This window comes from Jiangella alkaliphila (genome assembly GCF_900105925.1).
GTDB lineage: Bacteria > Actinomycetota > Actinomycetes > Jiangellales > Jiangellaceae > Jiangella > Jiangella alkaliphila.
Genome location: NZ_LT629791.1, coordinates 1,959,530 through 1,983,028, shown reverse-complemented (window position 1 = coordinate 1,983,028; position 23,499 = coordinate 1,959,530). Strand labels below are relative to the sequence as shown.

The 23,499-nt window shown below is 74.5% G+C and carries 25 protein-coding genes; 11 read left to right on the top strand and 14 right to left on the bottom strand.

All coding sequences use genetic code 11. From position 1 onward, the window contains the following. Positions 1–56 precede the first annotated feature (56 nt). Complete coding sequence (locus tag BLV05_RS09340; RefSeq protein WP_046770259.1) at positions 57–1,499, bottom strand: DHA2 family efflux MFS transporter permease subunit; 1,443 nt, start codon at positions 1,497–1,499, stop codon at positions 57–59. 72 nt (positions 1,500–1,571) lie between these two features. Here BLV05_RS09340 and BLV05_RS09335 point away from each other — a divergent pair, with 72 nt between their 5' ends. The 4 genes from BLV05_RS09335 to BLV05_RS09320 are packed head-to-tail and all read left to right on the top strand — an operon-like array spanning position 1,572 to position 6,683. Next, entirely contained in the window at positions 1,572–2,150 is a 579-nt protein-coding gene (locus tag BLV05_RS09335; protein ID WP_052762708.1) for a TetR/AcrR family transcriptional regulator, read from the top strand. 5 nt (positions 2,151–2,155) lie between these two features. Then, positions 2,156–4,558 (top strand): ATP-binding protein, encoded by a 2,403-nt coding sequence (locus BLV05_RS09330; protein WP_052762707.1) that lies wholly within the window; start codon positions 2,156–2,158, stop codon positions 4,556–4,558. Positions 4,559–4,592: 34 nt separating this feature from the next. Continuing rightward, complete coding sequence (locus tag BLV05_RS09325) at positions 4,593–5,369, top strand: SDR family oxidoreductase (protein ID WP_046770257.1); 777 nt, start codon at positions 4,593–4,595, stop codon at positions 5,367–5,369. 57 nt (positions 5,370–5,426) lie between these two features. After that, positions 5,427–6,683, top strand: a complete 1,257-nt coding sequence (locus BLV05_RS09320; protein WP_052762706.1) for a sialidase family protein — start codon at positions 5,427–5,429, stop codon at positions 6,681–6,683. A gap of 13 nt (positions 6,684–6,696) precedes the next feature. Here the strand turns inward: BLV05_RS09320 and BLV05_RS09315 are convergent, their stop codons facing one another. Continuing rightward, on the bottom strand, positions 6,697–7,569 hold the full coding sequence (locus BLV05_RS09315; RefSeq protein WP_046770256.1) for an LLM class F420-dependent oxidoreductase: 873 nt from the start codon (positions 7,567–7,569) through the stop codon (positions 6,697–6,699). 108 nt (positions 7,570–7,677) lie between these two features. On the opposite strand from BLV05_RS09315, the gene BLV05_RS09310 reads away from it, so the two are divergent. Continuing rightward, the gene (locus tag BLV05_RS09310) at positions 7,678–8,259 is read left to right on the top strand and encodes a TetR/AcrR family transcriptional regulator (protein ID WP_046770255.1); all 582 of its coding nucleotides are present in this window, start codon (positions 7,678–7,680) and stop codon (positions 8,257–8,259) included. A 25-nt stretch (positions 8,260–8,284) separates the two neighbouring features. Here the strand turns inward: BLV05_RS09310 and BLV05_RS09305 are convergent, their stop codons facing one another. Together BLV05_RS09305 and BLV05_RS09300 are read right to left on the bottom strand one after the other, a co-directional pair. Further along, positions 8,285–8,677, bottom strand: a complete 393-nt coding sequence (locus tag BLV05_RS09305; protein ID WP_046770254.1) for an MmcQ/YjbR family DNA-binding protein — start codon at positions 8,675–8,677, stop codon at positions 8,285–8,287. A gap of 46 nt (positions 8,678–8,723) precedes the next feature. Further along, positions 8,724–9,491, bottom strand: coding sequence for a globin domain-containing protein (locus tag BLV05_RS09300; RefSeq protein WP_046770253.1), 768 nt, complete (start codon positions 9,489–9,491; stop codon positions 8,724–8,726). A 71-nt stretch (positions 9,492–9,562) separates the two neighbouring features. On the opposite strand from BLV05_RS09300, the gene BLV05_RS09295 reads away from it, so the two are divergent. Continuing rightward, on the top strand, positions 9,563–9,910 hold the full coding sequence (locus BLV05_RS09295; RefSeq protein WP_046770252.1) for a winged helix-turn-helix transcriptional regulator: 348 nt from the start codon (positions 9,563–9,565) through the stop codon (positions 9,908–9,910). Here the strand turns inward: BLV05_RS09295 and BLV05_RS09290 are convergent. Further along, complete coding sequence (locus tag BLV05_RS09290) at positions 9,894–10,778, bottom strand: NAD(P)-dependent oxidoreductase (RefSeq protein ID WP_046770251.1); 885 nt, start codon at positions 10,776–10,778, stop codon at positions 9,894–9,896. The two genes, BLV05_RS09295 and BLV05_RS09290, sit on opposite strands and share 17 nt — an antisense overlap. A 74-nt stretch (positions 10,779–10,852) precedes the next feature. Here BLV05_RS09290 and BLV05_RS09285 point away from each other — a divergent pair, with 74 nt between their 5' ends. After that, positions 10,853–14,020: an ATP-binding protein gene (locus tag BLV05_RS09285; RefSeq protein WP_046770250.1), complete on the top strand. Its 3,168-nt coding sequence runs from the start codon at positions 10,853–10,855 to the stop codon at positions 14,018–14,020. Here BLV05_RS09285 and BLV05_RS09280 read toward each other — a convergent pair. From BLV05_RS09280 to BLV05_RS09265, 4 genes are all read right to left on the bottom strand, one after another. After that, entirely contained in the window at positions 13,983–14,531 is a 549-nt protein-coding gene (locus BLV05_RS09280; RefSeq protein ID WP_063932591.1) for a putative glycolipid-binding domain-containing protein, read from the bottom strand. The two genes, BLV05_RS09285 and BLV05_RS09280, sit on opposite strands and share 38 nt — an antisense overlap. Before the next feature lie 158 nt (positions 14,532–14,689). After that, positions 14,690–15,409: an SRPBCC family protein gene (locus BLV05_RS09275; protein ID WP_046770249.1), complete on the bottom strand. Its 720-nt coding sequence runs from the start codon at positions 15,407–15,409 to the stop codon at positions 14,690–14,692. Continuing rightward, on the bottom strand, positions 15,406–16,002 hold the full coding sequence (locus tag BLV05_RS09270; RefSeq protein WP_046770248.1) for an ArsR/SmtB family transcription factor: 597 nt from the start codon (positions 16,000–16,002) through the stop codon (positions 15,406–15,408). The genes BLV05_RS09275 and BLV05_RS09270 overlap by 4 nt, the downstream gene beginning before the upstream one ends. A gap of 167 nt (positions 16,003–16,169) precedes the next feature. Beyond that, positions 16,170–16,712, bottom strand: a complete 543-nt coding sequence (locus BLV05_RS09265; RefSeq protein WP_046770247.1) for a hypothetical protein — start codon at positions 16,710–16,712, stop codon at positions 16,170–16,172. 34 nt (positions 16,713–16,746) lie between these two features. On the opposite strand from BLV05_RS09265, the gene BLV05_RS09260 reads away from it, so the two are divergent. Beyond that, entirely contained in the window at positions 16,747–17,097 is a 351-nt protein-coding gene (locus BLV05_RS09260; protein WP_152690882.1) for a YciI family protein, read from the top strand. A 4-nt stretch (positions 17,098–17,101) separates the two neighbouring features. Here BLV05_RS09260 and BLV05_RS09255 read toward each other — a convergent pair whose 3' ends face one another. Together BLV05_RS09255 and BLV05_RS09250 are read right to left on the bottom strand one after the other, a co-directional pair. Further along, on the bottom strand, positions 17,102–17,878 hold the full coding sequence (locus BLV05_RS09255; RefSeq protein ID WP_046770339.1) for an SDR family NAD(P)-dependent oxidoreductase: 777 nt from the start codon (positions 17,876–17,878) through the stop codon (positions 17,102–17,104). A 48-nt stretch (positions 17,879–17,926) separates the two neighbouring features. Continuing rightward, on the bottom strand, positions 17,927–18,526 hold the full coding sequence (locus BLV05_RS09250; protein ID WP_046770246.1) for a TetR family transcriptional regulator: 600 nt from the start codon (positions 18,524–18,526) through the stop codon (positions 17,927–17,929). A gap of 44 nt (positions 18,527–18,570) precedes the next feature. On the opposite strand from BLV05_RS09250, the gene BLV05_RS09245 reads away from it, so the two are divergent. Continuing rightward, entirely contained in the window at positions 18,571–19,998 is a 1,428-nt protein-coding gene (locus BLV05_RS09245) for an MFS transporter (RefSeq protein WP_046770245.1), read from the top strand. Here the strand turns inward: BLV05_RS09245 and BLV05_RS09240 are convergent. From BLV05_RS09240 to BLV05_RS09230, 3 genes are read right to left on the bottom strand one after another with little or no spacing between them, the layout of a single operon-like run. Next, positions 19,929–20,363 carry a nitroreductase/quinone reductase family protein gene (locus BLV05_RS09240; RefSeq protein ID WP_046770244.1) on the bottom strand — a complete coding sequence of 145 codons (435 nt, stop codon included), beginning with the start codon at positions 20,361–20,363 and terminating at the stop codon, positions 19,929–19,931. The genes BLV05_RS09245 and BLV05_RS09240 overlap by 70 nt on opposite strands. A 7-nt stretch (positions 20,364–20,370) precedes the next feature. Beyond that, positions 20,371–21,603: an NAD(P)/FAD-dependent oxidoreductase gene (locus BLV05_RS09235; RefSeq protein ID WP_046770243.1), complete on the bottom strand. Its 1,233-nt coding sequence runs from the start codon at positions 21,601–21,603 to the stop codon at positions 20,371–20,373. Continuing rightward, positions 21,600–22,103 carry a winged helix-turn-helix transcriptional regulator gene (locus tag BLV05_RS09230; protein ID WP_046770242.1) on the bottom strand — a complete coding sequence of 168 codons (504 nt, stop codon included), beginning with the start codon at positions 22,101–22,103 and terminating at the stop codon, positions 21,600–21,602. Before BLV05_RS09230 ends, BLV05_RS09235 begins: the two co-directional genes overlap by 4 nt. Positions 22,104–22,182: 79 nt before the next feature. On the opposite strand from BLV05_RS09230, the gene BLV05_RS09225 reads away from it, so the two are divergent. Together BLV05_RS09225 and BLV05_RS09220 are read left to right on the top strand one after the other, a co-directional pair. Next, positions 22,183–22,614 carry a nuclear transport factor 2 family protein gene (locus BLV05_RS09225; RefSeq protein WP_052762704.1) on the top strand — a complete coding sequence of 144 codons (432 nt, stop codon included), beginning with the start codon at positions 22,183–22,185 and terminating at the stop codon, positions 22,612–22,614. A gap of 49 nt (positions 22,615–22,663) precedes the next feature. Beyond that, positions 22,664–23,482 carry an isocitrate lyase/PEP mutase family protein gene (locus BLV05_RS09220; RefSeq protein WP_046770241.1) on the top strand — a complete coding sequence of 273 codons (819 nt, stop codon included), beginning with the start codon at positions 22,664–22,666 and terminating at the stop codon, positions 23,480–23,482. Positions 23,483–23,499: the final 17 nt, after the last annotated feature.

Sequence of the window (23,499 nt, the reverse complement as noted above, 5' to 3'; positions counted from 1 at the left end):
ATACGCACCGCCGCACGGGTGGTGCGTATGGGTGCTCATTGCAAAGCGGGGAACACTTACGGGCGGGCGGCCCCGACCGGCTCGGCCGAAGCGGTGGGTGAGCCGTCGCCGCCGGCTGCCGAGCGCGCGGTCCGGCCGTGCGGCAGGGCGAGCGCGGCAAGCGCCCCCAGACCCACGACGCCCGCGCCGACCAGGACGGCGGTCACCGCGGCGTCGACGTACCCCGTCGGCGTCAGCGTGCCGCCCGCGCCGGTGAAGACCGCCGTCAGCACCGCGATGCCGAGCGCGACGCCGACCTCGCGGAGCGCGGAGTTGGTGCCGGACGCCTTCGCGTTGTCCTCGTCGCGGATGGTGGCCAGGACGGCGGTGGCGCTGGGCGCGATGACCAGGCCCATGCCGACGCCGGCCAGCGCGAACGCCACGACCAGCCGCCCATAGGCGACGTCCTCGGTCAGGACCAGCGCGATCCAGGTCAGCGCCACCGCGACGAACGCCAGCCCCACCACGATCGGCAGCCGGGTCCCGATGCGCGGCACCGCCAGCCCGGCCAGCGGCGCCACGAACATCGGCGCCAGCGTCCACGGCATGGTCAGCACACCGGCCTCGAGCGGACTGTGGCCCTGCACGATCTGCAGGAACTGGATGAGGATGAAGATCGCCCCGAAGATGCCGAAGCTGAACAGCACGCCGACCAGGTTGGCCGTGGAGAAGCCCCGGTCGCGGAACAGCCCGAGCGACAGCAGCGGGTCCGCCGTCCGCCGCTCCCACGCCACGAACATGCCGAGCAGCGCCACGCCGGCCGCCAGCGTCGCGACGATCTGCGCGCTCCCCCAGCCGGCCGACTCGGCCCGGACGATGCCGAGGACCACCGCGAGGAGCCCCGCGCTGGCCAGGCCGACGCCGACCAGGTCAATGCGCACGCGCCGGCCGAACGACTCCGGCAGCACCGTCAGCACCAGCGGCAACGACAGCAGGCCGATCGGCACGTTCAGCCAGAAGATCGCGTTCCAGCTCAGCCCCTCGACGACGGCGCCGCCGACCAGCGGGCCGAGGGCGACGCCGAGCCCCGTCACGCCGCCCCAGATGCCGATGGCCATCGGCCGCAGGCGAGGCGCCACCGAGGTGGACAGCAGCGTCAGCGAGAGCGGCATCAGTGCCGCCGCACTGGCGCCCTGGACGGCTCGGGCGGCGATCAGCTGCCACGACTCAACGCTCAGCGCGCACAGCACGGACGACACCGTGAACAGCGCCAGCCCGAGCGTGAACACCCGCCGCCGGCCGAACCGGTCACCGAGCGCGACGGCCACGAGGATCAGCCCGGCGAACGACAGCGTGTAGGCGTTGACGAACCACTGCAGTTCCTCGATGGTCGCGTCGAACTCGCGTTGCAGGACCGGAAGCGCGCTGGTCACGACCAGGTTGTCCAGTGACGCCATGAACATGGGCAACGACGCCGCCAGGATCAGCAGCCACGTCGGCCGGGGTCGCACGCCGTTCATCTGCCGCACCTCTCAGCGGTTGTAATCGGTTGATTACTTAGACAGTAGTAATCGACTGATAACATGTCAACCATGGAGACGAGACAGCGGCTCCCGGCGGCCGAGCGGCGCGAGTCGATCCTGGCCGCGGCGAGCGTCGTGTTCGGCGAGCGCGGCTACGCGGGCGCCACCACCGACCAGATCGCCGTCGCCGCCGGCATCAGCCAGGCCTACGTCGTGCGCACGTTCGGCAGCAAGGAAGCCCTGTTCGTCGAGGTCGCCCACCGCGCGGTCGGCCGCATCGAGACGGCGTTCCGGACCGCCATCGCCACCGACGACGGCGAGCCGGTCGACAAGCGGCTGGGCCAGGCCTACCTCGACCTCATCGCCGACCGCGGCATCCTGCTGTCGCTGCTGCACATCTTCAGCCTCGGCAACGACCCCGCGATCGGCCCCATCGGCCGCGACGGGTTCCTGGCCATCTACCGGCTGCTCCGCGACGAGGCCGGGCTCTCGCCCGAGGACGCCAGCCACTTCCTCGCCGAGGGCATGCTGATCAACACCGTCCTGGCGTTGCAGCTGCACGACTCCGACGACCCCGACGCGCTGGAGCTGGTCACCAACGCCTGCGGCGGCGACCTCAGCCGTTTCCGCGCCCTCGCCGCCGGCTGACCCGCGTGCTCGTCCGGCTGCTCGGCCCGCTCGAGGCCATCGGCGAGGACGGCGTCCCGCTCGCGGTGGGCGGGCCTCGGGCGCGCGCCCTGCTGGCGCTGCTCGCCCTCGACGCCGGCCGCTGGGTGCCGGTGCCGCGGCTGATCGACGGCGTCTACGGCACGGAGCCGCCCGGTTCGCCGCGGCACGCCATCGAGGCGCAGGTGTCCCGGCTGCGGTCGCGCGGCATCTCGGTGGAGCACGGCCGGAGCGGGTACCGGCTGGCAGTCGACCCCGAGGCGGTCGACGTGCACCGCTTCACCCGGCTGGCGGCGGAGAGGGCGGCCGAGCGGCTGCGGGCGGCGCTGGACCTGTGGCGTGGCCCGGCGTTGGCCGACGTCGCCGAGGCGCCGTTCGCCGCCGCGGCCGCGGCGGACCTGGAGGAACGCCGGCTGGCGGTCGTGGAGGAGCTGGCGGAGGCGGAGCTGGCGCTCGGCCGGCATCGTGAGCTGACGGTGTCGCTCGCCTCGGTCGCGGCCGGCGAGCCGCTGCGGGAACGCCTGCACGGGCAACTGATGCGCGCCCTGGCCGCCGACGGACGGCGAGCGGAGGCCCTGACGGTGTTCGCCCGGCTCCGCGACCGGCTCGGCGACCAGCTCGGCGTGCCGCCCTCGCCGGAACTGGTGGAGCTGAACGCGGCGCTGCTGCGCGACCCTTCGGCCGGAGCCGGGCTGACGCCGTCGCCGTCGGCGGCGGTCTCGGCGGTGGCCGGGCCGCGGCCGCTGCCGGCCCCGCTGACCGGCTTCGTCGGGCGGACGGAGGAGGTCGCGCGGGTCCGCGAGCTGCTGGCGTCCGGTCGCCTGGTCACGCTGACCGGGCCGGGCGGCGTCGGCAAGACCCGCCTGGCCATCGAGGCGGCAGGCTCGCCCGGCCCGGTGGGCGAGGTGTGCTTCGCCGACCTCGGGCCGGTCGAGGACGGGGTGAGCCTGCCGTCCGTGCTGCTCGGCGCGCTGGGACGGCCGGCGGCCGGGCTGTTCCCGATCCGGACCGGGCCGGTCGACGCGGCCGAGCGGCTGGTAGCGGCGCTGACGGACTGCCGGATCCTGCTGGTCCTCGACACCTGCGACCGCGTGGTCGCCGAGCTGGCCGTCCTGCTCCGGCGGGTACTGACGGCCGCGCCGGGCGTGCGCGTGCTGGCGACCGGCCGCGAGCCGTTCGGGCTCACCGGCGAGCAGGTCTGGCCGGTCCACCCGCTCCCCCTGGATGACGCGGTCCGGCTGTTCCACCGGCGGGCCGCCGCGGCAGCCCCGCCTCGCGCACTGACCAACGGAGCGGCAGCGCCGGCAGATGCCGCGGCGGTCCGGCGGATCTGCGCGGCCCTCGACGGCCTGCCGTTGGCGATCGAGCTGGCCGCGGCCCGGTTGCGCACCGTCGGCCTGGCCGAGCTGGCGAACCGCATGGACGACCGGTTCGCCGTCCTGACCCGTGGCGACCGGACCGCCGCGCCCCGCCACCGCACGCTGCACGCCGTCACCGCGTGGAGCTGGGACCTCCTCACCCCGGCGGAACAGCGGTTCGCCGCCCGGGTCGCGGCGTTCCCGGGCGGGGTCACGGCCGGCACCGCCACGGCCGTCGAGCCGCAGCCGGACGACCTGCTCTCCGGCCTGACCGAGAAGTCGCTGCTCCAGCGGGCCGGCGACCGCTACGGCATGCTGTCCACCGTCCGCGAGTACTGCGCCGGCCACCTCGGCATCGCCGACGACGTCCACGCAAGGCACGCGCGGACGTTCCTCGAGCTGGCCGAGGCGGCCGAGCCGCACCTGCGCGGCCACGAGCAGCTGACCTGGCTGGCCCGGCTCGACGCCGAGCACGACAACCTCGCCGTCGCGCTGGGATGGTCCGCCGAGCACGACCCGGTCCTGGGCCTGCGGCTGCTCACCGCGCTGACCTGGCACGGGCACCTGCGCGGGCAGACCGGCGAGCGGGCCGCCGTCGCCGCCCGGCTCGCCGCCGCGACGGCCACGCTGCCGGACCACCGCGAGGAGCACGCCCTCGCCGTCGCCACCGCGGCCGCCGGCCGGCCGGCGCCTGGGCCCTACCCGCCGGGGCCGCCGCGCTCGCCGTACCTCCCGCTGGTGCGGTTCATGACCGACGGCCCGCACGCCGGGGTCGAGTTCGCCGCCGACCCCTGGTCGCAGTCGTTCGCGCTGGTCGCCGCGGCCATCGGGCACACGCTCGACGGCGACGCCGGGCCGGCCGAGCCGGAGCTGACCGCCGCGCACGCACGGTTCGCCGAGCTGGGCGACCGGTGGGGCCGGGCCGTCGCGCTCGAGCAGCTGGGCGACATCGGGGCGGCCCGCGACCTGTTCCGCGAGCTCGGCGCGGTGGCGGACCTCGAGCGGCTGGACGGGCTCGTCAGCGACCGGTGAGCGATCGGTGAGCGGCTGCGCCGACCGTTGTCTCATGACACGACTCACGGGAAAGACGGCGCTGGTCACCGGCGCCTCGCGGGGCATCGGGCGGGCGATCGCGCTGCGACTGGGCCGGGACGGCGCGACCGTCGCGGTCCACTACGGCGAGCGGGAGGACGCCGCGAAGGAGACCGTCGCGGACATCGAGCGCGACGGCGGCGGCGCGTTCGCCGTCCGGGCGAAGCTGGGCCCCGACGACGCGGTCGGCGCGCTGTTCGACGAGCTCGCCGCGGGCCTCGGGGAACGGCCGCTGGACATCCTGGTGAACAACGCCGCCTACGGCGACCTCGAGGCGCTGTTCGAGGGCACCATCGAGGCTGTGACGGCGCAGCAGATCGACGCGGTGTTCGCCGTCAACGTCAAGGCGCCGCTGCTGATCGTCCAGCGAGCACTGCGGCTGATGCCGGACGGCGGCCGGATCGTCAGCGTCTCGTCGGTCGCCACCCGGGCCGCGCTGCCGCACCAGGTCGCGTACGCCATGAGCAAGGGCGCCATCGAGGTGATGACCCGGACGCTGGCCCAGCAGCTCGGCGCCCGCGGCATCACCGTCAACGCCGTCGCGCCGGGCGCCACCGACTCGAACATCAACGCCGCGTTCCACGATCCGGCGGTCCGCGACTACCTCAGCGGGCTGACGGCGCTGCGTCGCATCGGGCGGCCGGAGGAGATCGCCGACGCCGTCGCGTTCCTCGTCTCCGACGACGCGCGCTGGATCACCGCGAACATCGTCGACGCCAGTGGCGGTGCCTTCCTCGGGCCTATCCAATAAGCCGATATCCCGGTACATTTCATCCCGTCAGTGCGACGGTCATGAAGGGTGCGGGCGATGAGGCTGAGCGGCGTGGTCCTGACCGGAACGATCATCGCCGCGGTCGCCGCGGCAGCCCTGTCCGTCCCACCACCGACAGCGGCGACGGCGGCCGCGGCGCCGGCCGCCGCGCCGTCGCACAGCGAGAAGATCATCTTCGACGGCGGTGGCGGCGAGGTCCTCAACGGGATCACGTACCACTCGTTCCGCATCCCGTCGCTGGTCCGCACAACCGAGAACACCCTCATCGCGTTCGCCGAGGGCCGGGCCGCGAACAACCAGGACTTCGGCAACATCAACCTGCTCTACAAGCGCTCCACCAACGACGGCGCCACGTGGTCGCGGCTGTCCGAGGTCGTCGGCGCCGGCCAGGGCACGTGGGGCAACCCGACCGCCGTCGTCGACCGCGAGACCGGGACGATCTGGCTGTTCATGAACCACCAGCCGGTCGGGTCGAGCCCGGTCAACTCGTGGGACGACCGGCAGGTCTGGCTCTCGCACAGCACGAACGACGGCGTCAGCTGGTCCGACCCGGTGAACATGTCGGCGACGCTGAAGCCGCGGACGCTGGCCGACGGGCGCAGCTGGAACTGGGACGCCGTCGGGCCTGGGGTCGGCATCCAGACCACGGTGCGCAACCCCGGCCGGCTGGTCATCCCGGCCCAGCACCGCAACATCTACAGCGACGACAACGGCGAGACCTGGCAGGTCGACGTCATGGAGACGGCGTCGGGCGCGGCGATGGAACAGACCGGCGAATCGACCGTCCTCGAACTGGCCGACGGCCGGCTGTACCGCAACGACCGCCCGGTCTCCAGCGCCTGGGAGACCTCGAAGCGTCGCCGGGTCTCGACCGGGACGATCGGCGGCGCGTTCACCCCGTTCGCGTCGGCGAGCTGCCTGCTCGACCCGCTCAACGAGGCGTCGACGATGCGCTACAACGCCGACGCCCCGGCCCGGCTGGCGTTCGTGAACTCGGCCAGCACCGAGACCCGCACCAAAATGCGGATCCGGATGAGCGAGAACGAGGGCCAGACCTGGAGCTACAGCCGGCCGTTCTCCGACGCACCACTACCCCTGGAGGGCGGGAACTACCGCGAGGGTGGCTACTCGAGCATCGCGAAGACCGCCGACTTCCACGTCGGTGCGCTGATCGAGGTCAACGAGAACACCGGGAGCAGCTCCACGTCGCACCGGTCGATCGCGTTCCGCAAGGTCAACCTGCCGTGGATCCAGGCCGGCGTGCGCGAGCCGACCTGCGACGGCGGCATCTGATCCGCGGCGCCGATCAGAGCTTCTCGACCTGCGGGATGACGTCGGCGCCGATGCGCTCGAGCGCGTCCAGCCGCGGCACCGTCGGCACCGACCCGACCGCGACCTCGATGCCCAGCTCGGCCAGCCGGCCGAGCTCGTCGATCAGCTGCTGCGTGCGCTCACCGTTCTCGCCGACGTCGAGCAGGTGGTACGCGGTCTTGGTGATGTCGTCGTAGTCGCGGCCGACGTCGGCGCAGTGCTGGCGCAGCACGTCGAGCTTGCGCGGCAGCTCCGGCGTGTTGAACAGATTGCAGGCGTCGGCGTACTGCGCGACCAGCCGCAGCGTCTTCTTCTCGCCACCGCCGCCGATCATGATCGGCGGGTACGGCCGGCTCAGCGACTGCGGCGAGTTCAGCAGCCGCTCGGCCTTCGTGAACCGGCCGTCGAACGCGCCCTCGTCGTCGGACCACATCTGCAGCAGGTAGCGCAGCGCCTCCTCGAGCCGCTCGAACCGCTCGGCGGTGGGCGGGAACGGGAAGCCCAGGCCGCGCGACTCCTCCTCGTTCCAACCGGCGCCGATGCCCAGCATCGCCCGGCCGCCGGACAGCACGTCGAGTGTGGTGACGGCCTTGGCCAGCAGGCCCGGCTCGCGGTACTGGATGCCGGTGATGACGGTAAGCAGCTTGGCCCGCTCGGTGTGCGCGGCCAGGAAGCCCAGGGCGGTGTACGCCTCGAGCATGTCGTTCTCGGACGGGCCGACGCCGCGGATCTGGAAGAAGTGGTCCATGACGGCGACGTACTCGAACCCGGCCTGATCGGCGGTCCGGGCGACGGCGGCCAGCTCGGCGCCCATCGCGGCGGGGCCGTTCGGCCAGGTGAAGTTGGGAATCTGGAGACCGATCTTCATGACGTGATGATTCCTTCGCTGGAGCCACAGGTAAGGTGGAGGGCACCCTCCGTATCACCATACGGAGGGTTACCTCCGTTTGCAAGGGCGCTGAAGCGAGGTGACGGCATGACGAACGCGGACGACGCGGCCCCCGACGTCTTCGCGCGCCGGCCCCAGCGAGCCGACGCCCGCCGCAACTACGAGAAGCTGCTCACCGCCGCCCGCGAGGCGTTCGCCGAGGCCGGCGTCTCGGCGTCGCTGGAGGACATCGCCCGCCGGGCCGGCGTCGGCATCGGCACCCTCTACCGGCACTTCCCCACCCGGCGGGATCTGTTCGAGAGCGTCTACGTCGACGAGGTCGAGACGCTGTGCCGGGCCGCCGCCGAGCTCGCCGACCTGCCGCCGTGGGAGGCACTGGCCGGCTGGCTGCGCCGGTTCGTCAGCTACACCGCGACGAAGAAGGCCATCGCCGAGGCGCTCAACCACGAGTCCGACGTCTTCGCCAGCGGCTGGAAGGCCATCCTCGCCGCCGCCGAGCCGCTGCTGCGCCGCGCCCAGGACGCCGGCGAGGCGCGTCCCGACGCCTCCTTCGACGACGTCCTGCGGCTGGTCGGCGGCGTCACGATGTACCCGTTCGCCGATCCCGCCCAGCTGGAGCGGGTCCTGACCATGGCGCTGGACGGCATCCGGGTCCGGCCGCCGGCCTGACCGGCGGCGCCGTCAGCGCGCGTCGTCAGCGTGCGTCGTCGAGGTAGGCCTGGGCGACCTTCGCCGGAGCGCGGTCCAGCCAGGCCTCGACCACCAGCTCGACCAGCTCGGGCTCGTCGATCCGCTCCAGCCGCACCAGCACCGCCGGATACCCGTCGAAGTGCGGCGTCGTGAAGAAGACCTCCGGGTCGTCGGCGAGGAACGCCTCCTTGGCCCCGAGGTCGGGCACCCACGCCCCGAGGATCGGCCCGTCCGGAGCGGCGTCACCGAGCGCGGCGAGATCGGCCTTGCGCAGCGGCCGCTCCCAGACGAACGACTTGTCGCGCACCCGCCAGCTGCGCAGGCCGTCGCGGCCGGTCTGCTCGTTCACGTCCGGCAGGGCGGTCGCGATGCGGCTGACGTCGTCCCAGCTGCACATGTGATCACGGTAGACCCGCCACGCCGCCGTGGACAGAGGGCCAGAGTCAGCCGGCCGGCGGCTGCCACGGCGGCAGCGCCCACGTCCAGGCCGGCATCGGCGCGTCCGGATCGGGCCGGGTGTCCGGCTGCGACAACAGGACGGCCATCCGGCTGCCCCACTCGACGTAGCCGGTGAACGCGGCGCGGAACTCCGGGTCGGCGGGCAGCCCGGTCTCGTCGGCCGCGTCCTGCAGCAGCTCGACCCAGCGCCGGCGCTGCCGCTCGGTGATCCCCTTGCCGACGTGCATGCCGACCATGTGCGGGTGCCCGCCGCGCTGCGTCGAGTACGCCGCCGGCCCGCCGAACACCTCGCCGAGCCAGGCCGCCACGTGCCGCGGATGCTCCGGATCCATGGCGCGGAACAGCTCGCTCAGCTCGGCGTCCTCGCGCACCCGCTGGTAGAACGCGGTGAACAGCCGCTCGAACGCCGCTGCGCCGCCGGCCCACTCGTACAGAGTCGGGACGGCGCCCCCGCGGCCCTCGACGCCAGTGGCCACGTAATGCCGCATCTCCACGATGGCGTCGACGTACGGTTTGATCTCGGCGAAGAACGCGGCGAACGCGGGGCCGTTACGGAACCCGCCCAGGTGGTCCTCGGCCGACCTCCAGCGGATGCGCAGGATATACTGCGCGGGGTCGTCGACGCACCGGGTCAGCTCGTAGTCGACGCACTCGGGTGCGGTGGCGAGGACGGCGCCGGCGCGGCGGTAGGCGGCCTCGAATGCGGCGGCGGACGGTTCGGGAATGCGGTAGCGGAGGTACTCGACGATCACCGGGTCAGTCGACCATCCGCCGGCCGTCTCGGGCAAGAACGTACCTTGTGGTGCGTGGAGGTGAGGCGGCGATGAGCGTCGCGCGCACGCGGTACTACTGCCCGGTCGAGGTGACGGTCGACGTCATCGGCGGCCGCTGGACGCCGGTGATCCTGGCGCACCTCAAGGAGGGCGTGCACCGCTACGGCGAGCTGCGCCGGCGGATGCCCGACCTGACCGAGAAGATGCTCACCCAGCGGCTGCGCGAGCTCGAACGGGCCGGCCTGGTCACCCGGACCGTCCACGACGGCCTTCCCGCGCCGGTCACGTACGACCTCACCGACGAGGGCCGCAGCCTGGCGCCGGTGCTCGAGGCCCTCTACGCCTGGGGCGAGGAGCACGCGGCGCGCCACGGCATCGCGATCACGCCGGCCGAGTGACCGCCGGCCTGATGCTCTCGATGATCCGGTCGAACGCCTCCTTCCCGTGCCCCTCGGCCAGCTGCCGCGCGAGCAGCTCGTGGATCGGCGCGACGAGGTCGGGCGCGACGCCCTGGTCGATGCTGGCCTGCACGATCACGTCGAGCGCGGACTTGTTGAACTCGACGTCCTGCACGTCGGTGGTGTAGTCGCCGCTGTCGACGAACGTCGCCGCGTACGGCAGCGAGACCGTCATCGCGCGCAGCCAGTCGCCGGCCGACTCGGCGAAGTCAGCGGCGCTCACACCCGCCGTCCCGACCATGGCGGCGCCGTGCAGGAACCCGGCGAACATCGTGTACATGCCCGACAGGAGTGCGAGGTCGTAGAGCGAGGCCAGCCCGGCGTCGGCGCCGAACCAGCGGCTGGTGCCGAGCAGGTCCAGCGCCGGCCGGTAGCGCTCGAACGCCGCCTCGTCGCCGCTGTAGAGGAACGTCGACCCCGGCCGGCCGATCATCGGCGGCGTGGCCATCATGCCGCTGTCGACGTAGTCGATGCCGTGTCCGGCGGCCCACTCGGCCAGCTCGCGCGCCTGCTTCGGGGTGCCGGTCGTGAGCTGGACGACGGTGCGCCCGGCCAGGTCGGCGGCGATCGGCTCGAGCAGTTCGCGGGTCGCGGCGTAGTCGAGCACGCAGACGAGGACCAGCGGGCTCGCTCCGACGGCGGCGACGACGGTGTCCGCGCGGGTCGCGCCCTGGCTGACGAGGTCGACGGCGCGCTCCAGGTTCCGGTTCCAGACGGTCGTGGGGTGGCCGGCCTCGAGCAGGACGCGGGCGATCTCGCGGCCCATCGCGCCGAGGCCGATGACAGTGACGGGGTGGTGGTCGGTCATGGTCCGAGCGTGCGGGCGTCCACTTTCGAAACGCTCACGGCCGACCGGCGGGGTGGCTCGGCTAGCGTGATGGCGTGCGTTTCGGGGTGCTCGGGCCGCTGGAGGTCACCACGGCCGACGGCGCCGTGGTGCGCGTCCCGGAGGCGAAGGTCCGGCTGCTGCTCGCGGTCCTGCTGGCGCACCGCGGCCGCACCGTCTCGGCCGACCGCCTCGTCGACGCGCTGTGGGGCGACACGCCACCGGCCCGCCCGCTCGGCGCGCTGCAGACCAAGGTGTCGCTGCTGCGGCGGGCGGTCGGCACCGAGCTGGTGACGTACCGGCCGGCCGGGTACCAGGTGCACGCCTCCACCGACGACGTCGACGCTGGCCGGTTCACCGCGCTGGTCGGGCGGGCGCGGGCGCACGACGACGCCGGCGCACGGTCGGCGCTGCTGCGCGAGGCGCTGGAGCTCTGGCGCGGTGCGGCCTTCGCCGACGTGGAGGACGCGGGCGCGCTGGCGCCGGCGATCCGGCAGCTGGAGGAGCTCCGGCTGGTGACGGTCGAGGAGTGGGCGGAGGCGCGACTGGAGGTGGCCGGCGATGGCGGCGGTCCGGCGGCGTACGGCGCGCTGGCCGGCGAGCTGGTGCGGTGGGTGGGTGCGGAGCCGCTACGGGAGCGGCTGCGGGCGGCGCACGTCCGGGCCCTCTACGGCGCCGGCCGCCAGGGCGACGCGCTGGCGAGCCTCGCCGACCTGAGGGAACGGCTGGCCGACGAGCTCGGCGTCGACCCGTCGCCGGACCTGGAGCGGCTGCACGCCGCCGTCCTCGCGCAGGACCCGGCGCTGTCCGGCGCCCAGCCACGCCGTGACGCCGAGCCCGCGGGCAATCTGCCCGCCCCGCTCACCCCGCTGGTCGGCCGGGCGACGGCGATCGACGACGCCGCCCGGCAGCTCGCCGCGTACCGGCTGGTGACGCTGACCGGACCGGGCGGGGTCGGCAAGACCCGGCTGGGCATCGAGGTCGCGGCGCGCACGTCCACCCCGCGGGACGGCGCCTGGCTGGTCGAGCTGGCCGGCCTGCGTCCGGGCGCCGACGAGCAGACGGTCGCCGAGTCGATCGCCGGAGTCCTCCAGCTCCGCGCCGACGCCGGGCCGGACCCCGTCGCCGGACTGGCCGCGGCGCTGCGCACCCGCGAACTGCTGCTGGTGCTGGACAACTGCGAGCACGTCGCCGATGCCGCCGCACAGGTCGTCGCGCGGGTGCTGGACGCCGCGCCCGCGGTCCGGATCCTCGCCACCAGCCAGCTCCCGCTCGGCCGGCCCGGCGAGGTCGTCGTGCCGGTCGCGCCGCTCGACCCCGGCACCGACGCCGTCGAGCTGTTCCTGGCCCGAGCCGACGCCGCCGCGACCGGCCGCGAGCTGGACCGCGGCATCGTCGCGGAGATCTGCCGGCGGCTGGACGGGCTGCCGCTGGCGCTGGAGCTGGCCGCCACGCGGGTCCGAGCGCTCGGCGAGCGCGATCTGCTGGCCCGGCTGGACCACCGGTTCGAGCTGCTCGCCGGGCAGCGCGGCGGGCCGGAGCGGCAGCGGACGCTGCGGGCGATGATCGACTGGAGCTGGGAGCTGCTCACCGAGTCGGAGCGGACGGTGCTGCGGCGGCTCGCGGTCCCGGCCGACGGCTGCGACCTCGCCGGTGCCGAGGCGATCGCCGCCGGTCCCGACGTCACGCCGGCCGCCGTCGCCGGGCTGCTGAGCCGGCTGGTGGACCGGTCGCTGCTCGCCGTCGTCTCGTCACCCGCCGGGCCGCGCTACCGGCCGCTGGAGTCGGTCGCCGCGTACGCGGGCGAGCAGCTCCGCGCCGCGGGCGAGCTGGGCGCCGTCAGGCAACGGCACCGCGACCATCTACTGGCCGTCGCGATCCGCGCCGACGCCGGCCTGCGCGGCCCGGACCAGCGGCACTGGCTGGACGTGCTCGACGCGGAGTCGGCGAGCCTGCGCGCCGCGCTCGACGACGCCGTCCGGGAGGGAGCCGCCGAGCCGGCGCTGCGGCTGGCCGACGCGCTGGGCTGGTACTGGTTCCTGCGCGGCCGGCTGAGCGAGGGACGGCGGTCGGCGGCGGCCGCGCTCGCCGTCGACGGCGCCGGGCCGGCCGGGCTTCGGGCACGCGTCAGGGTCTGGGCCGCCGGGTTCGCCGTCCACCTCGGCGACGATCCGGCCGCGGCGGCGCACGCCGACGCCGTCCTGTCCGGGTTCGACGGCGACGAGGCCGGGCTGGCCTGGGCGCGCTGGTTCCTCAGCCTCGGGCTGGCCGGCGTCGGCGACCGGTCCGTGCACGTCCGGCGGGTGGCGGCGGCGCTGACCACGTTCCGGCGGCTCGGCGACCGCTGGGGGACGGCGGCCACGCTCAGCCTGCGCGCGGACCTCGCCCGTCCGCTCGGATCCGCCGACGCCGGAGTGCGGTCGGCGGAGGAGGCGGCCACGATCTTCCGCGAGCTGGGCGATCGCTGGGGCCTGCTGCGCGTCACCGACACACTGGCCGGCCACGCCGAGATCCGCGGCGACTACGACCGCGCCGCCGCCCTGCACGAGGAGGGCGTGCGCATCGCGACCGAGCTGGGCCTGGCCACCGAGCTGTCGGCGCGGCTGGCCGGGCGGGGACGCATCGCGCTGCTGCGCGGCGACCTCGCGGCCGCCGACGAGCTGCACGAGCGGGCGCGGGTGCTCGCGGCCCGGCACGCGCACCGGCGGGGGGAGCAGTTCGCCGAGGTCGGGCTCGCGTTGTCGGCCCGGAGGCAGGGCCGGCTGGACGACGCAGAGCGGCACCTGCGCGCCTGGCTGGACTGGTGCCTCGACGCCGACGGCGACCTGGGCGCGGCGCTCATCCTGGCCGAGCTGGGCTTCGTCGCCGAACTGCGTGGCGACGCCGACGCGGCACGGTCGCTGCACCTGGACGGCCTCGCGGCGGCGCGGTCGGCCGGCGATCCGCGCGCCGTCGCACTGGCGCTGGAGGGCCTGGCCGGCGTCCACGCGTCGACGGGTGACGGCGCGGGTGCGGCCCGGCTGCTCGGCGCGGCGGCGGCCGCCCGCGACGGGGCCGGAGCGCCGCTCCCGCCCGCCGAACGCGGCGACGTCGACCGCATCACCGCTACGGCCGTCGCCCTCGTCGGCCACGACCGGTTCGCCGCGGAGTTCGCCGCCGGGCCGCTCGACCCCGCCTATCCGCCGGTCAGGCCAGCCGCCGCCACAGGTCCGGGTAGTCGGTGACCAGCCCGTCGCCGTCCACCGTCAGGTCGGCGGTGAAGTCGCCGGAGGAGTACCGGTAGACGTCCGGGCCCAGCCGCTCGTACCGCTGGTCCACCGCGTCCGCGGTCAGGCCTTGGTCGACCTGCACGTAGACGAGCCGTACGTCGGCCGCCACGCCGACGCCCAGGCCCAGCCGGCGGATCGGCAGCGTGTTGGTGAACGGGGTCAGCGCGATGTCGACATCGACGCACCCGGCGAGGTCGGCCCGCCCGGCGCCGTCGCCGTCGAACCAGCGGCCGTCGGCGCGCCGGTCGAGAACCAGGCCGGGCTCGCCGTACGGCGCCAGCGTCAGCCGGCGCACCGTCCAGTCCGGCCCGGCCTCGATGGCGTACGCCAGCCGCGTCGGCCGTCCGTCCAGCGCGACGATGACCCCGTCGGCGCGCACGCCGTCGCCGTCCACCCGCAGCACCAGATGCTCGGTGGCCGGCCAGGCCAGCGCCGACCACATCAGCTCCATGTCACCGGTCATCATGAACGCCAGTTAACGCCGGTATCCGGTGGCTGCGCGACGACCTCCGCGCGGCCGCCGACGGCACCCGCAACGGCAGCAAGCGCTGGTGCCTGATCCGCGGTCGGCCCGGACGGCCGGTCCTGCGGCAGCATCGCCAAGGTGCGCGCGTACGGGGCGCGTCAGGCCGGCGCCGGGTAGCGCACACCCCACCAGGCCGACCACCGGTCGTCCAGCTCGGTGAACGCGGCGTCGTCGAGACCGAACGTGCTGAGCACCGCCATCGCCGAGCCGTCCGGCTTCTCGTCACCGGGCGGGACGAACGCGACCACGACCAGCCCCTCGCCCCACGCGTCGACCGTCAGCCCGAGCTGGTGCGCGGACCGGAACCACACCGAACCGGCGACCTCCTGGCCGGCCAGCGTGGCCCGGTACGCCGACCCGGCCGGCAGCGCGGCGACGTCGACGAGGCCGAGCTCGCCGATCAGCTCCGGCGCGCCGGCGGTCGTGCCGGCGAGGAACGCGGTGCGCCGCGGCGCGTCCGGCTGTCGTTCCAGGTAGAAGCGCAGCTGCTGCAGGAACGTCGTCCAGCCCTCGGTGATGTCGTCGTAGTAGGCGTCCCACTCGGGGCTGACGCCGCGCGGCGCCCTGGTCAGCGTGACCCGGGTGCCGTCGCCGGCCGGCTCGACGACGATCTGGTCGCCCTCCTGCACACCGAGCGTCCGCGCCTGCGCGTCCTCGATGAAGCTCTGGAAGTAGATGAGGTCGATCTCGTCGTCCAGGCCGGGCGTGTCCCAGCCGTGCCAGTGCCTGATGCGGTCCTTCTCGCGCAGCGCGCGCCACACCTCGTCGACGGGCGCGGCGACGGTCACCTGGATGACGGGGCGCTCCTGGTCGGTCATGATGCGGTCTCCTCTGGGGTCTGCGAGGCGGGCGCGGGGTAGCCGCCGGCGACCAGCCGGTGCGGGCGGCCGCCCTCGGTGTCGAACCGGGCGACCACCTGCCGCACGGCCTCGGTCAGCTCGTCGGTGAAGCTGTGCATGTCGCCGGGCGCGGCGAACCGGACCTCGGCCTCGATGGTGAACGTCAGCAGCCGCTGGCCGGCCTCCTCGGCCCGCGCCTGCATGCGGGCGACGTCGCGGACGGTGCCGGCCGCGACGCCGACCAGGTGCTCGGCGGCGTACTGGTCCTGTGCGAGCGCGACCCGCCCATGATCGGCGGACATGACGGCGGGATCGACGACGACCGCGCCCGGCTTGGCCCGCAGGATCCGCTCGACGCAGCCGCGCCGCCGCCGCTCCTCGACCAGCTCGACCAGCCCGGCCGCCTCGAGCACGCGCAGGTGGTAGTTGACCCGCTGCCGCGGCAGGCCGAGCGACGCCGCCAGCTGGGTGGCCGACGCCGGCTCTCGCAGCCGGGTCAGCAGCTCGCGTCGCGGCGGGGCGAGCGCGACCCGCACCTCACCGGGCTCCTCGAGATACGTGATCGCCGCCATGCCCCCATCGTCGAATTGACAATCAGATTTGTCAATAGCCCCCAACCCGCGTTGATCTTGGAGAAACCGAGGAGTTGCCGGGCGAAATGACCGATTGATTCCGCGGTTACTCCAAGATCAACTTCTCGGGAGGGGTGCGGCGGGCGAGCGGGGTGCGGGACCGGGGGTCAGCCGGCGGAGAGGACGGCGCGGTCGGGGACGACCCGGCCGAAGCCGTGCAGCCACTCGTCCGGCGGGTCCGGCCACCAGCGGCCGGAGCGCAGAGCGGCGATCGTGTCGCGGACGGTCGCGACGTCGGCGGCGGCCGGCACGACCCGGTTCGGCGAGGCGCCCGCGAGCACCCCGAACCACCAGTGCCGCCGGGTCTCCGGGAGCGCGTCAGGATCGAGCACGACGTAGTAGTCGGGCAGCGCCGTGGCCTCGGTGCGCAGCGACCGCAGCGCCGCCTCGACCGCGACCTCCAGCGTCCCGGCCGGCACGGTCCGGTCGAAGAACCCCGCCCAGGCGGCGCCGACCTCGGCCAGCGGGTCGACGTCGTGCACGACGTAGGCGGCGTGCGACTGGGCGACGGCCGCGCGGACCCGCAGGTCGGCGTCGTCGCCGGGCGCCCGCGGGACGGCCCGGACATTCGCCAGCCCGTCGAGCCCGGCCACCACCCGCCCGGACTCGTCGCCGACGATCGCCACCACCGTGCTGTTCGGCCGCACCACAGGAATCAACCCTATGCTGCCGTTCGTGAAGTACATGATGCTCATCTACGGAACCGACGAGACCTGGCAGCGCATCTACGACGGCGACAAGGTGGGCGACGACCTCATGCGCGCCCACCACGCACTGACCGATCAGCTGGTCGCGTCGGGCGAGTACGTCGCGTCGTCCGGACTGACCGTCGAGGCGGCCCGCACGGTACGCGTCCGCGACGGCGTGCCGGCGGTCACCGACGGCCCGTTCACCGAGGCCAAAGAGGTGCTGGCCGGCTACTACCTGGTCGACTGCGCGAGCGTGGAGCGGGCGACGGAGATCGCGGCGCTCATCCCGGAGGCCGCGCTGGACCTCGTCGAGGTGCGCCGAGTGCTGGACCCCGCCGACATGTAGGCCGCTACGCGGGCGCCTCCGGGTCGAGGCCCAGCGCCGCCCGCCCGCCGTCGACCGGCACCGTCGCCCCGTTGACGAACGACGCGTCGTCGGACAGCAGGTGCGCGACGACGGCGGCGACCTCGTCGACCCGCCCGACCCGGCCGACGGGGTGCAGCTGGCGCAGCTGCGCCTCGACCTCGGCGGCCGCCGACGGCGACAGCGAGGCGATGAAGGCGTCGTAGCGCTCGGTGGCGATGGACCCCAGCGCGACGGCGTTGGCGCGGATGCCGCGACCGCCGTACTCGACCGCCAGCGCCCTGGTCAGCCCCTCGATCGCCGCCTTGGCCGTGGCATATGGCAGCGAGCCGGGCACCGCCCGCTGCGCCTGGTGCGACGACACGTTGACGATGGCGCCGCCCTGGCCGTGCGCGAGGAAGCGGCGCACCGCCGTGGTGGAGCCCACCACCACGGGGTCGAGGTTGAGCGCGATGAGCCGCGATGTCTCGGCCGCGTCGGTCGTGTGCACCGACGCGTCGCGGAACACCGCCGCGTTGTTCACCCAGCCGGCCAGCGGCGCGGCCGACTCGGCGAGGTCGGCGGCGTGCCAGGCAACGCCGTCGTCGGACGCGCTGCCGGCCACCGCCAGGGCCCGCTTCCCGGCCGGGTGGTCGCGCAGCCAGGCCAGCGCCGTCGGGTCGAGATCGAGCGCCACGACTGTGCCGCCGGCGTCGAGCAGCCGTTCCACGACGGCCCGGCCCACGCCGCGGCCGCCGCCGGTCACCACGTACGAACGATCCATGCCGTCCACCCTGCCACGCGGGTCCGACAGTCCTCGCCCGCTCGATCGTCAGCGCCCCCAGGCCGACAGGACCGCGTCGACGTCGGCGAGCAGCCGGTCGATCAGCGACCCGTCCGGGCGCATCGCCCAATCGACCTGCGCGCCGTGCACCAGCGCCGCCAGCACCCGGGCGGCGACCTCGGGCGACGGCGCCCTGGGCAGCTCCCCCGCGCCCGCGGCGTCGGCCGCCAGCTCCGTGAGGACGCCCCGGACGAGGTCGCGCTGCTCGGCGACGCCCGCTCGCAGCGCCGGGTCGGCGAGGTCGGCGCCGAGCTGGGCCAGGTGGTTGGCGGCGGTCGCGGCGTCGGCGACCTGCTCGGCGCCCACGAGCGCGGCCGCCCGCAAGGCGCCGACCTGCCCGCCGGCCGCACCGGAAGCGCCGGCCGCGCGCGCCGCCGCCCGCATCCGGTCCGCCAGGCCAGCGTTCTCCGTGGTCAGCATCGTCTCGAGCAGCGCCTGCTTGGACCCGAACCGCTCGGCGACGGTGGCCGTCGCGACGCCCGCCTCGTGCGCGACCTGGGCGAGCGTGAAGCGCGGGCCGTACCGCCCGATGGCACGGCCGCAGGCGGCCATCAGCTGCTCGTCGGTGACCTTGCGCGGCCGTCCCATGTCGGTTATTGAATCACAGTTCGGAAACGAGCTACTATCCGAATGTGCATTCGGAAACCAGGCGGAACGCCACCCTGCTCGCCGTGCTCTGCGCGGCCCAGTTCGTGCTGATCATCGACGTCGTCATCGTCAACGTCGCGGTCCCGGCCATCCAGGCCGACCTCGGCATCGCCCCGCGGTCCCTCCAGCTGACCGGCGTCGCCTACACCGTGACGTTCGGCAGCCTGCTGATCCTGGCCGGCCGCCTCGGCGACCTGTACGGACGGCGCCGGCTGCTGGTCGCCGGGCTGGCCGTGTTCACCGCCGCGTCGCTGGCCTGCGCGCTCGCGGAGTCCGGCTGGCAGCTGTTCGCCGCCCGCGCCGCGCAGGGTGTGGGCGCCGCGCTGGTGTCGCCGAACGCCCTGGCCCTCCTGGTCGGCGGCTTCCGTGACGACCGGGAGCGCAACCGGGCGCTCGGTGTCTGGGCGGCGGTCGCGTCGGCCGGCGCGGTCGCCGGGCAGCTGCTCGGCGGCGTGATCACCGAGACGGTGGGCTGGCGCGGCATCTTCCTGGTCAACCTGCCCGTCGGGGCGATCGCGATCGTGGCGATGCTCCGGGTTGTGCCGTCCGTGCGCCCGCCGCGGGGCGACGGCGCCGCGCGGCTGGACGTGGCCGGCGCGGCGCTGCTGACGGTCGTGCTCGGCGGCGTGAGTCTGCTGCTCGCCGACGTGGTCGACCTGCCGGCGGCGGGGCTCGCCGCCGTCGCCGTCGTCCTCACCGCCGCGGTCGCCGCTCTGGTGCGCACCGAGCGGCGCCACCCCGACCCCGTCGTGCCCGGGTTCCTGCTGCGCGCCCGGCCGGTGCTGGTGGCGAACACGTCGTTGCTGCTCAGCGCCGGTGCGCTGGGTGCGACGCTGTACGTCGCGACGCTCGTCATGCAGACGACGATGGGGTACGGGCCGCTGCGGACCGGGCTGGGGTTCGCGCCGATCACCGTCATCGTGCTGCTGGTGTCGCCGCGGGCCGGCGCGCTGATCGAGCGGTTCGGCGCGCCTCGGTTACTGGTTGCGGGGGCGGCACTCGGGGTGGCGGGGACGGGGCTGCTGGCGGTGACCGCGGGCGTTGCCGACGACTACTGGACGGGGGTGCTGCCCGGGCTCACACTGCTGGCGATCGGCAGTGGACTCTCGTACGCGCCGACCTTCGCGCTGGCGACCGCCGTACCGGAGCAGCACCACGGCCGGGCGTCGGGGCTGGTCAACACGTCACAGGAGATCGGGGCAGCGGCCGGCCTGGCCACCCTCGGCGCGCTGGCGGCCGCCGCGGCGACCGGTGGTGCGCTGGTCGATCCCGTCGTCGGCTACGGGGCGGCGGCCGCGGCGCTCGCGGTGGCCGGGCTGCTCGCGCTCACCCTCCGCACCGGTCAGGACGACGGCGGCGCCGGCGGGCGCAGCAGCACGACCGGGATGACGCGGTCGGTGTTGGACTCGTAGAGCCGGTAGCCCTTGTAGGTGGCCAGCACGCGTGGCCACCACACCGCCCGCTCGTCCGGGGTCGCCGTACGTGCCCGGGCCCGCCAGCGGCGACTGCGCACCTGCACGGTGACGTCGGGGTGCGCGACGAGGTTCGTGTACCACTGTGGGTGGTGTGGCCGGCCGCCCCACGACGCGATCACCACCAGCTGCTGGTCGTCGTGCAGGTAGAGCAGCGGGACGGTGTGCCGCCGGCCGCTGCGCGACCCGGTCGTGGTGAGCAGCAGCATGTCGTTGCGCACCAGCCGCCGGCCGAGCACCCCGCGGGTCGCGCGGTAGAGCGCGATGTGCAGGCGGGAGAGCCGGCGGGCCGTGACGTCGCGCACGACTCCGCTACGTCCCCGCGACCTGCTCGAGCGGCACGTCGACGTCGGTGAGCCGCGCGACGTCGACCGGCCGGCCGGACCGGATCAGCGCCTTGATCGGGTCGCCGATGTCCCAGACGTTGACGTTCATGCCGGCGACGACTCGGCCGTCGCGCAGCCAGAACGAGACGAACTCGCGCGCCGCGACGACGCCGCGGTAGACGACGTCGTCGTAGTTGTCCGGCGTGACCAGGCCGAAGAACTCCATGCCGAGGTCGTACTGGTCGGTGTAGAAGTACGGCAGCTCGTCGTAGACGGCGTCGCCGCCGAGCATCGTCGACGCCGCGACCGCCGGCTGGTTGAGCGCGTTGGCCCAGTGCTCGACCCGGATGCCCGGCCCGAGCAGCGGGTGGTCGGCCTCGGCGATGTCACCGGCGACGACGATGTCGGGGTCGCTGCTCTGCAGCCGGGCGTCGACGACGACCCCCGAGTGCACGCGCAGCCCGGCCGCCGCGGCCAGCTGCAGGTTGGGGGCGGCGCCGATGCCGACGACGACGGCGTCGGCCTCGATGCGGCTCTCGTCGCCGAGCACCGCGCCGCTGACGCCGTCGGCGTCGACCGTGAACCGCTCGACGCCGACGCCGGTGCGCAGCGTGACGCCGTGCTCGGTGTGCAGGTCGGCGAAGACGCGGGCCAGCTCGGGGCCGAGCGGGCCGAGCAGCGGCAGCTCCTGCGCCTCGACGATGGTGACCTCGACGCCGGACGTGCGGGCCGCGGCGGCGACCTCGAGACCGATCCAGCCGCCGCCGACGACCAGCAGCCGCCGCACCGACGCGATGGTCGCCTTGATGGCGTCGGAGTCGGGCAGCCGGCGCAGGTAGTGGACGCGGGCGGCGTCGGCGCCGGGGATGGTCAGGCGACGCGGGCTGGAACCGGTGGCCAGCAGCAGCTTGGCGTAGCGCACGGTGCCGCCGTCGTCCTGGACGACGGTGTGCGTGCGCGGGTCGATCTCGACCACCGTGGTGCCCAGCCGCAGGTCGACGTCGTGCTCGGCGTACCAGCCGGCGTCGTGGACGAACGCGCTGTCGCGTTCGGCGTTGCCGAGCAGGTAGTCCTTGGACAGCGGCGGGCGCTCGTAGGGGCGGTCGGGCTCGTCGCCGATGAGCACCAGCGGGCCGTCATATCCCTGGTCGCGGAGCGCCTCGGCGCCCTTGGCCGCGGCGAGTCCCCCGCCGACGATGACGAATGCCTGCTCGGTCACCCTGTCACGCTACCGGTCAACCGCTCGGCCACGACGGCGGTGCCCGGCGCATGTCGGCCACCCGGCCCCGGCCGCACGCTGACCTCGTCGTTCGTCAGCTCGCCGCCGCACCGATCACAGGCGACGACCGGGGTGGTCCGGTGGCCGCAGACGTCGTGGACGAGCAGCATCGGCGGGCCGTCCGGCGCGAGGTGCCGGTCGCCCCACGCCATCAGCGCGACGACGACGCCGTAGAGGTCGTGGCCGGCCTCGGTCAGCCGGTACTCGTGTCGCACCGGCGCCTGCTGGTACGCCGCGCGGACCACCAGCCCGGCGTCGACCAGCCGGTCGAGGCGGTCGGCCAGCACGTTCGTGGCGACGCCGAGGTCGCGGCGCAGCTCGTCGTAGCGCGTCAGGCCGAGGAAGAGGTCGCGCAGCACGAGCAGCGCCCACGGGTCGGCGACGACGCCGGACGCGCGGGCGACGGAGCAGGAGATGGAGGCGAAACGGTCTCTGTCCACCCCGGCAGCCTAGTCGCTTGCGGTTCGCAAGTCGTGAGCTCTAGGGTTACTTGCAAGCCGCAAGCGAGAAGGAGGCGCCGTGTATCACACGATCGTCCGGGCCAAGGTGCGCCGGCTCTGGGAGCGCGTCGCCGAGACCGGTGACTACCAGCTCGCCGTGGCTCAGGCGGCGCCCGACGTCCGGTTCCGCTTCGTCGGCGACTCCTCGTTCGGCGCCGACCTGCGCGGGCGCGACGAGTTCGCCCGCTGGTTCGCCCAGGCGGGCGAGGCGCTGCCCGGCCTCCGGCTGCGGGCCACCGAGATCGTCGTCAAGGGCTGGCCGTGGAACACCACCGTCGTGGTGCGGCTCACCGTCAGCGCCACACTCGCCGACGGCAGCGCGTACACGAACGAGGGCGTGCAGTGGGTCCGGATCCGGTGGGGCCGCATGGTCGATGACTACGTGTTGGAGGACACCGCCCGGCTGCAGGCCGCGCTGGAGCGGCAGCGCGCGGCCGGCGTCGGTCGTTGACGGCGGAAACCCGCGAGACGTTGTCGGACCCGGCTGGTTCACTGCGGGCATGACGACTCTTGACGACACCGCCTCGCGGTTCGGTGCGCTGCATCGGCCGGGCACGCCGCTGCTGCTGCCGAACGCCTGGGACCCCCTCAGCGCCCGGCTGGCGGAGGACGCCGGCGCGGCCGCGGTGGCCACCACCAGCGCCGGCGTGGCGTGGGTGCTGGGCGCGGCCGACGGCGACCACATCGACCGCGACAGCGTGCTGGCCCTCACCCGCCGCGTCGTCGCCGCGGTCGACGTCCCCGTCAGCGCCGACGTCGAGAGCGGGTTCGGCGCCACGCCCGACGACGTCGGCGCCACCATCGACGGTGTGCTGGCCGCGGGGGCCGTCGGAGTGAACATCGAGGACGTCCACCCCGACGACCCCAGCGCGCTGCGCGACCCCGGCGAGCAGGCCGAGCGGCTGGCCGCCGCCCGGGCCGCCGCGGGCGCGTCGTTCTTCCTCAACGCCCGCATCGACACATACCTGCGGTCCGTGGGCGACCCCAGCAGCCGGTTCGCCGACACGGTCGCGCGGGCGCGGACGTACCTCGAGGCCGGCGCCTCCGGCGTCTTCGTCCCCGGCGTCGTCGACCTCCCCACCGTGACGCGACTGGCCGCCGAGATCGACGGCCCGCTCAACGTCCTGGCCGGCGCCGGCGCACCGCCGGTCGGCGAGCTGGCCGCGGCAGGAGTCGCCCGCATCAGCCTCGGCTCGTCCGTCGCCGCCGCTGCCTACGCCGTCGCCCGGCGGGCGGCGCGTGAGCTGCTCGAGGACGGCACGTACACGTCGTTGGAGGGAGGGCTCGACTACGGCGAGGTGAACGCACTGATGTCCTGAGGCCAGGGCCGGGCCCG

Bases quoted from the DNA above. Each gene is read 5' to 3' on its own strand.
- BLV05_RS09340 (WP_046770259.1), bottom strand. From the start codon at position 1,499: ATGAACGGCGTGCGACCCCGGCCGACGTGGCTGCTGATCCTGGCGGCG.
- BLV05_RS09335 (WP_052762708.1), top strand. From the start codon at position 1,572: ATGGAGACGAGACAGCGGCTCCCGGCGGCCGAGCGGCGCGAGTCGATC.
- BLV05_RS09325 (WP_046770257.1), top strand. From the start codon at position 4,593: ATGACACGACTCACGGGAAAGACGGCGCTGGTCACCGGCGCCTCGCGG.
- BLV05_RS09320 (WP_052762706.1), top strand. From the start codon at position 5,427: ATGAGGCTGAGCGGCGTGGTCCTGACCGGAACGATCATCGCCGCGGTC.
- BLV05_RS09315 (WP_046770256.1), bottom strand. From the start codon at position 7,569: ATGAAGATCGGTCTCCAGATTCCCAACTTCACCTGGCCGAACGGCCCC.
- BLV05_RS09310 (WP_046770255.1), top strand. From the start codon at position 7,678: ATGACGAACGCGGACGACGCGGCCCCCGACGTCTTCGCGCGCCGGCCC.
- BLV05_RS09305 (WP_046770254.1), bottom strand. From the start codon at position 8,677: ATGTGCAGCTGGGACGACGTCAGCCGCATCGCGACCGCCCTGCCGGAC.
- BLV05_RS09295 (WP_046770252.1), top strand. From the start codon at position 9,563: ATGAGCGTCGCGCGCACGCGGTACTACTGCCCGGTCGAGGTGACGGTC.
- BLV05_RS09290 (WP_046770251.1), bottom strand. From the start codon at position 10,778: ATGACCGACCACCACCCCGTCACTGTCATCGGCCTCGGCGCGATGGGC.
- BLV05_RS09280 (WP_063932591.1), bottom strand. From the start codon at position 14,531: ATGATGACCGGTGACATGGAGCTGATGTGGTCGGCGCTGGCCTGGCCG.
- BLV05_RS09275 (WP_046770249.1), bottom strand. From the start codon at position 15,409: ATGACCGACCAGGAGCGCCCCGTCATCCAGGTGACCGTCGCCGCGCCC.
- BLV05_RS09270 (WP_046770248.1), bottom strand. From the start codon at position 16,002: ATGGCGGCGATCACGTATCTCGAGGAGCCCGGTGAGGTGCGGGTCGCG.
- BLV05_RS09260 (WP_152690882.1), top strand. From the start codon at position 16,747: ATGATGCTCATCTACGGAACCGACGAGACCTGGCAGCGCATCTACGAC.
- BLV05_RS09255 (WP_046770339.1), bottom strand. From the start codon at position 17,878: ATGGATCGTTCGTACGTGGTGACCGGCGGCGGCCGCGGCGTGGGCCGG.
- BLV05_RS09250 (WP_046770246.1), bottom strand. From the start codon at position 18,526: ATGGGACGGCCGCGCAAGGTCACCGACGAGCAGCTGATGGCCGCCTGC.
- BLV05_RS09220 (WP_046770241.1), top strand. From the start codon at position 22,664: ATGACGACTCTTGACGACACCGCCTCGCGGTTCGGTGCGCTGCATCGG.